Origin of the sequence: Prevotella sp. AM23-5, from assembly GCF_003473645.1 — a bacterium.
GTDB lineage: Bacteria > Bacteroidota > Bacteroidia > Bacteroidales > Bacteroidaceae > Prevotella > Prevotella copri_A.
Window position 1 is genome coordinate 62565 of record NZ_QUCG01000009.1, and the last position, 13882, is coordinate 76446.

At 43.6% G+C, this 13882-nt stretch carries 12 protein-coding genes and 2 pseudogenes; 2 read left to right on the forward strand and 12 right to left on the reverse strand.

The genetic code is table 11. The annotated features are described in order from the left end of the window. Window positions 1-77: 77 nt before the first annotated feature. From proB to DW657_RS03850, 8 genes and pseudogenes are all read right to left on the reverse strand, one after another. Window positions 78-848 (reverse strand): annotated as a pseudogene (gene proB / locus DW657_RS03815) (glutamate 5-kinase); the annotation flags it as partial. 63 nt (window positions 849-911) lie between these two features. Continuing rightward, window positions 912-2573, reverse strand: a complete 1662-nt coding sequence (locus DW657_RS03820; RefSeq protein ID WP_118311466.1) for an AMP-binding protein — start codon at window positions 2571-2573, stop codon at window positions 912-914. Window positions 2574-2583: 10 nt separating this feature from the next. Next, on the reverse strand, window positions 2584-3138 hold the full coding sequence (locus DW657_RS03825; RefSeq protein WP_117662198.1) for a helix-turn-helix domain-containing protein: 555 nt from the start codon (window positions 3136-3138) through the stop codon (window positions 2584-2586). Between the two features lie 23 nt (window positions 3139-3161). Further along, complete coding sequence (locus DW657_RS03830) at window positions 3162-3944, reverse strand: pyrroline-5-carboxylate reductase (RefSeq protein ID WP_118311467.1); 783 nt, start codon at window positions 3942-3944, stop codon at window positions 3162-3164. Between the two features lie 123 nt (window positions 3945-4067). Continuing rightward, window positions 4068-6143 carry an outer membrane beta-barrel protein gene (locus DW657_RS03835; RefSeq protein ID WP_118311468.1) on the reverse strand — a complete coding sequence of 692 codons (2076 nt, stop codon included), beginning with the start codon at window positions 6141-6143 and terminating at the stop codon, window positions 4068-4070. 21 nt (window positions 6144-6164) lie between these two features. Continuing rightward, on the reverse strand, window positions 6165-7223 hold the full coding sequence (locus DW657_RS03840) for a tetratricopeptide repeat protein (protein ID WP_118311469.1): 1059 nt from the start codon (window positions 7221-7223) through the stop codon (window positions 6165-6167). Window positions 7224-7235: 12 nt separating this feature from the next. After that, window positions 7236-7757, reverse strand: coding sequence for an energy transducer TonB (locus tag DW657_RS03845; RefSeq protein ID WP_118311470.1), 522 nt, complete (start codon window positions 7755-7757; stop codon window positions 7236-7238). Window positions 7758-7762: 5 nt separating this feature from the next. Beyond that, window positions 7763-8131: a LytTR family DNA-binding domain-containing protein gene (locus DW657_RS03850; protein ID WP_089544447.1), complete on the reverse strand. Its 369-nt coding sequence runs from the start codon at window positions 8129-8131 to the stop codon at window positions 7763-7765. Window positions 8132-8870: 739 nt separating this feature from the next. Here DW657_RS03850 and DW657_RS03855 point away from each other — a divergent pair. Next, window positions 8871-10997, forward strand: coding sequence for an outer membrane beta-barrel family protein (locus DW657_RS03855; RefSeq protein WP_118311471.1), 2127 nt, complete (start codon window positions 8871-8873; stop codon window positions 10995-10997). A gap of 157 nt (window positions 10998-11154) precedes the next feature. Beyond that, on the forward strand, window positions 11155-11301 hold the full coding sequence (locus tag DW657_RS17650; protein WP_158556307.1) for a hypothetical protein: 147 nt from the start codon (window positions 11155-11157) through the stop codon (window positions 11299-11301). A gap of 127 nt (window positions 11302-11428) precedes the next feature. Here DW657_RS17650 and DW657_RS03860 read toward each other — a convergent pair whose 3' ends face one another. The 4 genes and pseudogenes from DW657_RS03860 to DW657_RS03870 all read right to left on the reverse strand — a co-directional run. Continuing rightward, the gene (locus DW657_RS03860) at window positions 11429-11596 is read right to left on the reverse strand and encodes a type IIL restriction-modification enzyme MmeI (protein ID WP_233546601.1); all 168 of its coding nucleotides are present in this window, start codon (window positions 11594-11596) and stop codon (window positions 11429-11431) included. 26 nt (window positions 11597-11622) lie between these two features. Then, window positions 11623-11715: pseudogene (locus DW657_RS18660) on the reverse strand (hypothetical protein); the annotation flags it as partial. A gap of 66 nt (window positions 11716-11781) precedes the next feature. Further along, entirely contained in the window at window positions 11782-12510 is a 729-nt protein-coding gene (locus DW657_RS03865; RefSeq protein ID WP_147381877.1) for a hypothetical protein, read from the reverse strand. 476 nt (window positions 12511-12986) lie between these two features. Beyond that, on the reverse strand, window positions 12987-13882 hold an 896-nt coding region (locus DW657_RS03870; RefSeq protein WP_118311473.1), incomplete at its 5' end, for a YhcG family protein.

Below are 13882 nucleotides of genomic sequence, written 5' to 3' on the forward strand. Positions count from 1 at the left end.
AGCAGCAAAGTCTATAATAGGCTTGCTGCTTTTTTAGGTTTCTGTATTTCTTATCCCTAATGATTTTACTTGTTTAGCGGTCTTGCCACAAACTCAGTATGAAGGGTCTCCATCGGATGTTCCTTCAGATTGATGAGAATGTTTGGCGTATTGCCGTTGGCGATGATTACCTTGATGCCGGCATTGGCTACGTCGTGGGCGGTCTTTACCTTTGATGTCATACCGCCTCTGCCGTGGCTGCTCTTGCTGGCAAGGATATACTCGCTGATGTCGCGGTCGTAATAAACCGATGGGATGATGCGGGTGGTTGGCTCGCTTGGGTCGCCATTGTAGATGCCATCCACATTACTTAATAGGATCAAGGTGTCGGCATTCATCATCTTGGCAATCAAGCCTGACAACTCATCGTTATCGGTAAACATCAGCTCGGTGATGCATACGGTATCGTTCTCGTTGACGATAGGGAGCACGTTGTTTTCCAGCATCACCTGCATGCAGGCTTCCTGGTTCTTATACTGCTCCTCGGCACCGAAATTCTCCTTCATGGTCAATACCTGACCTATCTTGATCTTGTATTCGCGGAAAAGGTTGTAATAGAGACCTACGAGTTTCACCTGTCCGATGGCAGAGAACAGCTGGCGTTGCTCCACGCTGTCCAGATGGTGGTCAACGTGCAGTTCGGCTCTTCCGGCAGCCACGGCACCAGAAGATACCAGAATCACCTCATAGTCATGCTTTCTGAGCCAGACAATCTGATCAACAATCGCCGACATTCTCGTTACATCCAGTTTTCCGTCTTCTCGTGTCAGCACGTTGCTGCCCACTTTTACTACGATTCTTTTTCCCATTTTATGCTGATATTTAGTTGGAGCAAAGGATTTGAAAATTCAAATCCTTTGCTCCAACAATCATTATTTCTTTTTAGTGTCTTTTTCTCGAATCTCTACTCTTCGAATCTTGCCGGAGATGGTCTTTGGCAGTTCATCTACGAATTCGATGATGCGAGGATATTTATAAGGAGCAGTCTCGTGCTTCACATGATCCTGCAGCTTCTTGATGAGGTCTGGACCTGCCATACTCTTGTATTCATCCTTCAATACGACGGTTGCCTTGACAACCATGCCGCGGATTGGGTCTGGCACACCGGTGATGGCGCACTCTACTACGGCAGGGTGAGTCATCAGGGCATTCTCTACCTCGAAAGGACCGATGCGGTAGCCAGAACTCTTGATCACGTCATCGATTCTTCCCTCAAACCAGAAGTAGCCTTCCTCATCACGCCAAGCCATATCGCCTGTGTGATAGTAACCATCGTGCCAAACCGATTTGGTCTGCTTTTCATCACGATAGTAATATTTGAAGAGACCGATAGGCTTGTTGTCGCCGATGCGGATGCAAATTTCGCCCTTTTCACCATCCTCGCATTCCGTCATGTCTGGGCGAAGGATGTGAACATCATATTGTGGGTTAGGCTTGCCCATGCTTCCTGGCTTTGGCTTGATCCAAGGGAAGGTTCCCAAGGTCATGGTGGTCTCGGTCTGTCCGAAGCCCTCGTAAATCTGAACACCCGTCAGCTTCTGGAAGGTTTCTGCCACGGATGGGTTCATTGCCTCACCCGCTGTGGTGCAGTATTCAAGACTGCTGAGGTCATACTTAGAGAAATCTTCCTGAATCATGAAGCGGTAGATAGTAGGAGGGGCACAGAAAGAGGTGATGTGATACTTCTCAATCTGGCGCATAATCTTATCTGCCGTAAACTTCTCGTGGTCGAAGACGAAGACGGTGGCTCCGGCAAACCATTGTCCGTAGAGCTTGCCCCATACTGCCTTGCCCCAACCGGTATCGGCTACGGTAAGGTGGATGGAATTCTCGTGGAGATTATGCCAATATACACCCGTGGTCAGGTGACCGAGGGCATAGAGGTGATCGTGTGCCACCATCTTTGGCTCGCCAGTGGTTCCCGATGTGAAGTACATCAGCAGGGTATCCTCGTTAGAGTTTACATGTTCCGGGCGAACGAAAGGAGCGCATTCGTTCCATTCCTTCATCCAGTCGTGGAAACCTTCAGGGATATCCGGACCGATACTGATCAAAGTCTTGACAGTAGGACTTTCTGGCATAGCCTGATTAACCTGCTCTACCACGTAATCATCGCCGCAGCAGATGATAGCCTTCACGCTTGCTGCATTGTTGCGGTAAACGATGTCGTGCTTGGTAAGCATGTGGGTAGCAGGGATGGCTACGGCGCCCAACTTGTGGAGACCGAGCATGGCAAGCCACCACTGATAGTGACGCTTCAGAATCAGCATCACCTTATCATCGTGACCGATACCGAGACTCTGGAAGTAAGCGGCAGCCTTGTCGCTCTGCTCCTTCAGGTCCTTGTATGTGAAACGGATTTCCTCACCTCGTTCGCTTGCCCAAAGTAGCGCCACGTGATCAGGTTTGATCTTTGCCCATTCGTCCATCACGTCGTAGGCAAAGTTGAAATCTTCTGGTATGATAAACTCCAGATGCTCCTTGAAGTCTTGCTCTGAAGTGAATTTTGTCTGTTTAAGAAATCTCTCGATCATAATAACTCTCCTAGATAATTATACAAAGGAACTTGGCAGGCTCATTGTTGAGTGAGCGGAAGCAGTGTGACTTCTTGCTGTCGAAGTAGATGCTGTCGCCCGGGTTCAGTACCATCACCTTCTCTTCGATGGTAACTTCCAGCTGTCCCTCAATCACATAATCATATTCCTGTCCGTCGTGTCCGTTCTTGTTTGGCTTCTTGTCGCCTGGCAACGGATCCACCTGTACCATGAACGGATTCACCTTTCTATCCTTGAATCCTACGGCAAGGCTCTGGTATTTATACTGGTTGTTGCGGTCTATCTCCGGTCCCTGTCCCTTGCGGGTAACGTAGTATCCCTTCATGCGAGGTTCCTCGCCGAAGAGCAATACGTCGAGGTCGATGCCGTATCGCTTGGAAATTTTTGAAAGTCGATACACAGAAGGGTCGGCTTCTCCCGACTCAATCTTGAGATAGTGGTCAAGACTGATTTCGCAAAGTTCAGCCACCTCCTCTGCAGGAATGTTGAGAACCTCGCGGAGACCTTTCAGTCTTTCACCGATTTGCTTAATTGCTTCGTCCATAATCGAATATTTTATTGGTTGTTTTATCTTTTACCTGCCAGCAAACCATTGATCACTGCGCTAGTAAAGCCGCCCTGTTCCATGGTGTTGAGGCCCTTGATGGTGCAGCCGCCAGGAGTAGTAACCTTATCAATGGCAGCCTCTGGGTGTTCGCCTGTTGCCTGGAGCAACTCCACGGCACCCTTCACGGTCTGCAAGACAATCTTCTGGGCATCCTTTGCCTTGAAGCCCATCTCTACGCCGCCTTCCACATTGGCTCTTACATAGCGCATCGCATAAGCAATAGCGCATGACATAGCTGTGGCTGCAGGGAAAAGACGCTCTTCCATGATGAGGCTCTCGCCCAATTCATCGAAAATTTCTGTAATCTGCTGGATTTCTGTGGCAGATGCATCCACAGGAGTGATGAAGGTCATCGACTGCTTGTAGGCGATGGCGATGTTTGGCATCACAAGGAAGAAGGTTGGGGTGATGCCATCCTTGTCCAGCCACTCCTTGATGTTGGCTGAAGGCACACCGGCTGCAACGACCACGAGTTTCTGGCTCTTGTAGTTGAGTGCATCCTTGATTCCCTTCAATGTCTTTTCTACGCACCATGGTTTTACTACCACGCATACGATGTCTGCGCCGTGGCAAGCCAACTGGTTGTCGAGGGTTACGCTGGCTCCTTCGCTTGTGAAGTGATCCAAAACTGGTTGGTTATGGTCTGATACCGTAATATCTGATGGAGTGAACTTCTCGCTCTGCAAGAGTCCTTCTGCCATAGCACCGCCCATAGCACCTGCTCCGATAATTGTTATTTTCATTGTCGTCTTATAGTTAAAATGCAATTACGGTGCAAAGATACTACTTTTATCTGAAAATAGCGTGTTTATAGACGATTTTTTAAGGAAGTACGCTTGTTTGCTGACGATATTTTAAGAATTTTGCTAGTTTGCTCCCATTCTGGAAGTATCTACGTCCTTGGTCCTCTTTTCCTTGTACTTGCCTATCTTATAGATGATGGAGATGGAGGCTGATGCCCAATCTTGCTTGATGTTCATGTGGTAGTCTTGATTGCCTTGTACTGATTTTGTAGAGAATCCCTCGTTGAAGATATTGCTGCCTTTAATCACAATGCTCCATTTATCATTATCGGAAGCCCACCTCAACATAGTAATCAAGAGAAAGACTGATTTGATGTCATAGAGTCCTTGAATGGCTTTCGACTGATAGAATGGGTTAAGTATGAAATGGATGTGATGGCTTCGGCTAAGCTGGGCGGATAGATTTCCGGCAAGAATGGCAGAAATATGTTTGCGATTGAAGGGCAAGTCAAAGAAATCGTTACTCTTGTCATTTCTGTAGATTCCTGTTGCCGAAACACTTCCGTTCATCCAATTGCCTATACCGAAAGTCGTCGATGCTCTAATGCCTATAGTATGATTATAGTCGAAATTGGTCTCCTTCATAATGACTGCCAGGTGGTCGGTAGTCTGATAAGGCAACTGCACAGAATAGTTGGGTTGGAACTCTGCAAATGCCATCAATGTATGGCGACTTTTGATTGTCCACATCAAGTTGGTCTCGTATGTAGAGTAAGGCTTGAGATGAGGATTTCCCCATATCTCCATATAGGTAGAGGCATAGTAAATGCTGCTCATAGTTGACCAATAGCTAGGAAACTGTGAGCTGGAACTGAAGGATAAGTTGAGTATGTTGCCAGGATTGGCTTTCCACGATGCATTAAGAGTGGGATAAATATGCCATTTGTTCCATTGTGGAGAATGGTATTGCTCTGCTTCGACAGAGGCTTCCAAGCTGATTTGCTCGTTTATTTGTTTGCTTATGCCACCATAGAAACTCAAGATTCTTTCTTCGATATTCACCTGGCTGGTTGCATCTGGAATGTCTGCTCCATCCTTGTTGGTCGTGGCTTGGTAGCTTCTGTTGTTGCTGTTTTGGAATTTCATACCATACGACAGCTCCCAACCCTTCTTCAATGAGTGGGATTGATCGGCGGTGAAAAGCCATTTGTCTATTACCTGCTTGCTGTTTGTGTATAGAATACGTTCTTCGTCAAGTATTGTTCCTTCCAGATATTGCTGGCTGGGATTTTGGTAGTTGAGATAGGATATGCCTATTTGTAGTCCAAAGGGCAGGTTGTAGTTGGCATCTACATTGTGCAGGTAGGTATGTTCATTGCCCTGTTGCTGGGATGTGCCTGTTCCCATCGTTTCATGATGAGGATGACTGCTGTCCCATTTTCCTGTATATGCCAGGGATAGCTGGTGGTTATCAGTAATGGCATAACTCAGTCCCATACGATAGTTGTGAGTCAATCCAGGGGTTTTCTGTGAGGTCTTGTCATGATACGCTACTCGCTTTCCTTGAAGCGGATGATTGGCATTGGTAGTAGTCTCACCGTATGATGTTCCATCTGTAAATGAATACATGGCATCCAGACCGAATTTTCCTTTTTGGAACAGCAGGTTGCCTTTGCTTTCACCTTCTCCGTATTTGCTTTGGCTCCAGATGCTTTGTATTTGTCCTGAAAGCAGGTTCTTTCCTACATAGTCTTTGGTAATCAGGTTGATGACCATTCCACGAACATGTAAGCGTGCTGGCGCTGCCAGCATCACTTCGGCTTTGACTAATTGTGATGCGGGCATGGCTTTTAATCGCTCTGCCAATTGTGCATAATTGAGCGTGGTTGGTTTGCCGTTGATGATGAGAGTCAGTTCCTTTCCAGCATAATTGATGTTGCCGTTTAGTTCGTTTACTCCTGGTATTCGGGTAAGGGCATCATAAGCGTTGTCTGCCGGCATTTTCTCTATGAGTAGTGGCATGTTGTAAACCAACTGTCCTCTTTCTGCCTTGACGATAGGACGTGTCGCCTTGACGAAAACCTCTGGCAGGTTTTGCATCATCATCTGGGTGGTAAGCGTGTCTTTTGCCTCTTCGTTTTGAGCGCAAAGGGGCTGGCTCAGCAATAATGCTGAACCTAAGATAAAATTTATTTTCATGTGTTTATGTTTGTTTGATGGTTATTGCTTGAGTTGCTCTTTGGCTTTGGATATGAGTTGCGTTGCCTCTTTTTTATCTTCCAGTCTGTTTGCATTTGCTAAGAACATCTGGAGATGCAGTTTCGCTTTCAGCTTGTTTTTGGAAGCGATGAACATTTGGGCGGCATTGTAATGGTTGAGAGGATTATCTTCCTCATCGTATAAGGTGCATAACTCAAAGTCACGGGCAGCGTCTGCATATCGGCTGTGTTGAAAATGTAAGTCGGCTAGCCATTTATAGGTTCGCAATGCTCTGTCTTTTGGCAAGGAAACCTCTAACGACTGGTTGAAATGAGCCATAGACAATGAATCCATGCAGAAGGATTTCTCTATCAAAGCCAAGTGGAAAAGGCAAGTGGCATTGTCGTTTTTGAACTGAACTGCTTTCTGGTAATGTTTCAGCGCCTTTTCATTGTCCGGCAGGTCCTCATAACAGAGACCAAGGATGAAATTGGATTCGAAATTATCAAATCCTTGCGCTATCAGTTTCTCATACAAGGGTATAGCCTCATCGTATTTGAATTGCATGAATAGGGAATAGGCATATTCCTTGTTGACATATAAGTTCGTGGAATCACATTGGGAAATGTAATTCTTTGTCACTTTTTCAGCTCTGTCTGGTTTGTTCACTCCATTGTAATGCACTGCAAGCGAAGTGATAATTTCACTGTCGTATGGGAATAAGAATGCGATGCGTTCACCCCAGAGAGAAACCTTGTCATTGTTGTTCTGATTGAGATATGCATAATAGAACATTCGCATGTCTTCGTGGTTGATGCTATCTGATGGAATCTTGTCTAGGCAAGAAATGCAGGCGGTGTAGTTGCCTACTTTCCGATAGCAGGAAGCCAGTTTCCTGCGTGCTCCCAGGTGAGATGGATTTGCTTCCAAATACTTTTGGTAGTATTGGGTTGCATGAAATACATCATATCTACTCAAACAGCTATCTCCTTGTTGAAGTAAATTAGCTGTGGTCTCGTTGGCCTTGGCATTCATTGCCATACATAGCCATAATATAAGGATCAATCTAAACTGTTTCATCGTTTTGGCTGATTATTTCTTTCTTACTTCGGGAGTGAAAACGACAGGCAAGGTAAACTCCATGTTTACTTCCTCGCCATCGGAGAGCCTGGCAGGCTTCCAATGGGGACTTCTCTTGAGAAGTTCAATCACAGTCTGCTCATAGGCTTTTTCTTTTGGAGCTTCGAGAACTTTAAACAATCCCAATGTTCCATCCTTTTGAACGGTGAAGTTGATGACGACTCGCGCAGGCTTGTCTTCCAATCCTTTAGGATATTGGATGTTTGTCATCACCCATCTTAGAAAATCGTTGATGTCGCCATTGCCGTTGAAGATTGGCATCTGACCACCTTCCGGTAAAACAGCTATCGTCTTTAACACATGAGGTTGTGATACGCTTTGCGGTTTGAACATAAGGACGATGGTTATACCTATTATTGCTATCACGCAAGCGGCTATCCCAAATACCTTTTTATATATATGAGATTTTGTGTATCTTGTTTCCTGTACTTTGCCCAAGAAATAAGTTTCTTCCTGATAGTTTTTTTCTTTCATACCTTTTACGATTTTATGGAGTTGTCTAAAAGTGCTTTTAATTGTTTGAGTGGTTCCTTACTGACGTGCAGGGTGAATTTCTCGCAAAACCGCTCGTTGTACAACACTAGTTCAGAAGTGTTGAGGTTGATGCTGAAAATGTGCTGACTATTAATAATGTAGTTTCTGCCAACACGAGCGAAGAAGTGTGCCGTTTGGGCAAGTTGCTCTACGATTTTCTTCTCAAAGACCACAAGGTTGAACGAGAAGGTGTATTCATCGCCGTTGGTGAGTCGGAGATTGCAATAGCTTCCTTCCGAACAGACGTATGCTATCTGTTCGGAAGCCACTCTGAGCAAGAAGTTGGCATTTGATATGATGAGATATTCTTCCATACTGATAAGTTTGGTGCAAAGATAAGCATAATATTTCAAAAGTATGGCTGGATGTATCGTGTTTTTTGTGAACCTGTGGATTCGTTTTGTGGAGAATGCTGGTAACAACTCAGTACCCCTATGAGCAAGAGTAGTTACAATTATTATTTCATTTTTATCCTATCCCCTTTTTATTCTCCTATCTATGTAAATAATATTCAAGAAAGAGTAAAACAAGAAGAATCACCCATAAAATGGGGAAAGAAGGGATTGAAAATTTTCCCTTAAGGATATTTGTATTTTTCCTTAAGGGAAAATATTTTTTTCCTTAAGGGAAATAAATTCTTCTCTTAAGAGATATTCTCACTATGTTTTAATCTGTAAAGTTATTTATAAACGCTGATATTGCCTTGGTTTGATGAACAAAATGCAGAAAGTCCCTCATAAAAGTGTATGGATAGCTCGAAAAGTCCCTCATAAAAATGCGATAGATTTTGCTATTTTATTGTTTTTCAGTCTTTTGCGGCAAGAATACAATAATAATACCATGAATATATTAAGGAGATGGTGTCGCATCGTAACCTTTTAGATGGCTTTTCTGTCTAATAACTAGACAGCAGTGTCAAGTATTTAGACAGGTCGTTTTATGGACATTCTTTCTATATGTTTTGATAATCAGTTATTTATGTTTTTGGCATAGTCGTTGCCTTGCTATTTTGCAATAAATAAGAATAGTAACAACATAAAGAATAATAAGACAATGAAAAGACTTGCGTTAGTAGCATCCTTCTGTGGCATTACCATAACACAGATGATGGCACAGAGCATCAATGGTGAACAGATTTCCGACACGACCCTATTTGATAAGTTCTCCAAAGAACTTGGCGAAGTGGTGGTGAAAGCTCATCTTCCTCAATATAAGAAGACCCACGAAGGACTGCTGACCAACGTGGCAGGAACCGTGCTTAGCAAGATGGGTACGGCAGACGATGTATTGAAGCATGTGCCGAGTATCGTGAAGAAGAAAGATGGATATGAGGTTGTCGGCAAGGGTACACCTATTATATATATCAACGGCAGGAAGATGCAAGATATCAGTGAGTTGGATAACATCAAATCTTCCGACATCAAGAGTGTGGAAGTCATCCAGAATCCAGGAGCCACCTACGATGCTTCGGTAAATGCGGTAATCAAAATCAAGACCATCAAGAAGAAAGGCGAAGGTTTCGGCTTTGATACTCGCTCTGTGTATTGGTACAATAAGCACGACAATACCATCCAACAGATTAACATGAACTATCGCCATAACGGACTGAATCTCTTTGCCACTTATAAGTTCTCTGATGCAACATGGATGCAAAAGGCCACCTACGAACAGACTGTACATGTCGATACGCTTTGGCAACAGCATAACAACAACGAAGTAACAGGTCGCATAGAATCGCACCGCCTTATCAGTGGTTTTAGCTATGATTTCAATGCCAATCATTCCATTGGTGCGAGATACACCTTGACCTCGCCAGGCTATTCTCGCTCAAAAGATTTTTTCGATAGTCAGGTGACTGCCGACGGTAAGTTTTACGACTATATCAAAACCGATGGTCTGACGGTCGACAAGAACAACCCTAGCCATCAATTGAATGCCTACTACAACGGCATTTGGGGCAAGACCACTATTGATCTGAATACCGACCTCTATTTCAGTACAAACAGGGCTTATGCCTATAGCGATGAACAGAGCCAGGAGCACGATTCTCGTAACATCAACTCCAAGAATCGTGTGAGCAATAAGATGGTAGCTACCAAACTCGTAATTACCTCTCCTCTCTTAGGCGGTAATCTCTCCTATGGAGCTGAGTATATCAATACTCATCGTAACGATGACTACGAAGTGAATCGCACCGACCTCCTCGCCAACTCTTATAGCAAGTTGGAGGAGCAGACGGCAAGTCCATTCATCCAATATGCGCGCCTCACCCCGATAGGAAACATCACGGCAGGGTTGCGATACGAGTATGTAAGATTCAAGTATTATGATGCAGGCATCTATCAGCCCGAGCAGAGTCGCTCCTTCCGCAACCTCTTTCCTACCATCAGCTATGGTGCGAAGATAGGTAAGGTAATGGCACAGTTGAGCTATTCGGTAAAGACCTCTCGTCCTTCATATAGTCAACTGAGCAACAATGTATCTTATATGAATCGATTTACTCGCCAAACAGGTAATCCTTATCTCGACAACGAAACCAATCATAGAGTGGAATTATCGGGTGTATGGAAGTTCATACAGTTTATGGTCAACTACAAGGACTCTCGCAATGCCATCATCTATTGGGCGGAGCAAATACCTGGGAACGAAGCTATTACCATGATAAGTCGTAAGAATGTGAAGAGTCTCAAGAGCATGACCGCCTACATCAGTGCCGCTCCAAAGATAGGCATTTGGGCACCGCAAATCAACTTGGGTATGCAGAAACCCTGGTTCACCCTCCATACTGATGTGGCATCTTATCGCTTGAATCGTCCTATCTTCATGGGCAACTTCAACAATGCCTTCTCCTTGCCATGCGGCATCACCCTTAACGTGGATTATCGCTATCAGAGCAAGGGTAACACGATGAATGTATATCTTGCCAAAGAGCAGCATGTACTAGATGTCAGCATCAGCAAGTCATTCCTAAAGGATGCCCTTACCTTGGAGATAAAAGGCAACGACCTGCTTTATAAATGTTGGGATGCCGACTTGCTCTATAACCAGAAGATGGAACTCTTGCAAGTGTCTAAGCGAGGTACGAGAGACCTGCAACTCACCCTTCGCTATAAGTTCAATACCACACGTAGCAAGTATAAGGGAACTGGTGCCGGTAATGCAGAGTTGAATCGACTATAAATATCTTTTGTTACTTTTATTCGAAAGTAGAGCCATTTAAGATTATTTTTTTGAGGTAGGTTTGCACTTTTAGGCAGGAATGTTTGGAGATAAAAAATAAAAGGTGTATATTTGCAGCGTGAAAGTCGTTTAAAGTTAATGTTTTTATATTTAAGATATGAAAGAGAACAATAAATTAAAAGTAGTTCATACTACCTGGGAGGAGTTTCTTAAGGAGCATCCTGTAAATGAGGTAGTTGATATGCCATCTTTGCCTAATGGCTATGTGGCAAGGGTTGTGACTGTCAATGCGGTAAAAGTTTGATATAAGTTAAGGTTATAAGCTTATCGTTATCCATCGAAAGGAAAGATAGTCTTGGAGCCTTAATAGCAACAAGGGCATTTGCTGATATTGTCGGCAAATGCCCTTGTTGGCTTATATTGCAAATTCTTTATTCCACTATTTTCGCATACCTCTTGAACAGCTCCGCTACGCATTCACTCTCCGTCATCTTGGTGGAGAAACCATAGGCTACCATCACGGCTCGGTCGTTCTGTCGATGAGCTTGCAAAAACTCCTTCGGCATGAGCATCGGGTGTCGCTTTTTAGTCTCATACATGTTGTGCGCATCCAAGCCATGTGTACATTACTTTCCAATATGCCAAAGTGATAAAGGCTAGCTGCTGGAATTATTTGTACGCGGTCTGTAACGATTGTCCCTGCCTTTATGAATCCCATTGGTACATATTTTCGTCTTTTGGAAGAAACACGTTTGCGTTTAATTCAATACTGTTATACGAGCTTCTACTCTCGTTTGGGTAAATTCTTGAGGAACTTATTTCCTATGAATACATGCGGAAAGTCAGTGCCCGTTTCTACGTCAGTAAAACTTGCCGTTAAATAGGTTTTTGGTAGCGTGCTTATGCTTGACATGTTTGACAGAAGGTATGCAACATTATCGTTTTTTACCTTAAAGGTATGTTCGAAGGTACTATTTTCTCCTTTTAAGTCGAAAGACAACATGGTCCCATTTTGAGATATATGGTATGTTCCTTTCATCATTGGTATGTCATTGTACTTAAACTGCATGTTATTATAGCTAAAAACGTAACATATGCTATCTTCACTTGCAACCAAAGCGAATAAGCTATATGGAATTATATTGAGGTGGTTTCCTCCCTCTTCTTCAAAGTTCAACGTAAGAAATGGGAAAATCACATTTACCTCAATGCTACATGACTCGTTCGTGATTTTATCTCGTACGAAGATGTTAGTAGTGCCTATTTCCTTGCCGATAAGAGTGATTTTCTGTTTGTCATTCTGATCTGTAGAAATGTCCACCTTGTCGTTTCCTTCAACAACAATGTTTCCACTTCCGCCATTTATTATGAGATTTGTCGTATCACCCAAGGATACCTCTGCGTAATTATCTATAGTCAGAGGCTGATACTCATACTCATTTTCTTTATTGCTATTACATGCAAAGAAGCATAACGCAACTAAGATAACACCTAATACACGATATATTTTCATAATCCTTAATTCCGCAACACTATTGTAAATTAAACCTTTTAAGAGCCTGATCAACAAAAAGTTGTCCGGGGCTTTGCTATGTCAGAATTCTCACTTATCTTAGTGTTGCGATAAGAAAACAAGCAAAACTCTGATATGATATGGCAAAGTTACAAATTAAATCTGAGAAACTCACTCTTTTTGGAGGAAAATTTTCGGGTCATGGAGCAATTTGACACCACATAGTCTTCTGTATTAACCCTTCTCATATCCCCTGCCTTCCCATCGCTTGGCGAAGGCAGCGGCAGCATTTTTCTGTTGTTTCTCTGTCATGTTCGTAAGTGAAGAGTGAAGAACGAAAAGTGAGGAATTCATTAGTTACTCTTGCGTTGTTTCTTCCTGTTGGCAAAGGTAATAACTTTTTCTTAAAACGCCAAGAGTGACAGCCAAAAATGTATCGGCTGCCGCTCTGTTATTTGCTTTTGACATTTGCTTGCTCAATTAATCTTTTTTTCTTTTTCCTCACTAAATGCCTTTATCTCATCAGTAAGGACTTTCTGTAATTTTTCTTTCGGTACTATCAGCTGATAGTCTGCCACTCCGATAGGTTTTCCCATATCTTCAAGGGCGAGTTCCACCTCTACACGGTCTTTCTCCGCACAAAGTATGATTCCTATAGAACGGTTCTCGTCTGCACCACGTTCAAGGCGGTCAAGCAGAGACAGATAATAGTTCATCTTACCTGCATACTCTGGTTTGAAAGGACCTATCTTTAGGTCAACAGCAACAAGGCAGCGCAGTCCACGATGGAAAAACAACATATCTACCTTACTTTCTTTACCATTGTATTCCAATACATGCTGGTTGCCAATGAAAGTGAAGCCATTACCAAGTTCCATAAGGAAACGGGTGATAGCTTTTACAAGGCGGTCTTCAAGTTCAAGCTCCAAAATAGGACTTGTTACTCCCAAGAAACCAAGATTATAGCTGCTGTTAAACACTTCGTTGGCATACTGCGCTTGTTCGGCAGGAAGAGTACGGTCGAAATTGTTGTCTACTCGTGCCAATGCTTGTGTCTCATACATATTGAGTTTGATGGCATTGAGCAACAAATCGCGATTCCAACCTTTGGAACGTGTCTCTTGTGCATAGAAAAGCATTGCTGCATCGTCATTGCCAACTTTCTGAAGAAGACGCAATATATGTCCCCAAGGCAAAAGTGCGACAGCTTGTCGCACTTTTATATCTGAGTGACAAAAGCGTTCGTAGAATTTCTTCATATCCCACAGATTTCGTGGTGAAACACCCATCTTTGGATAACGTTCTTTCAGGTCTGCTGACAACCGTCTTACAACGCTGTCACCATGTACTTCCCTGAAAAAGGTTGTCACTT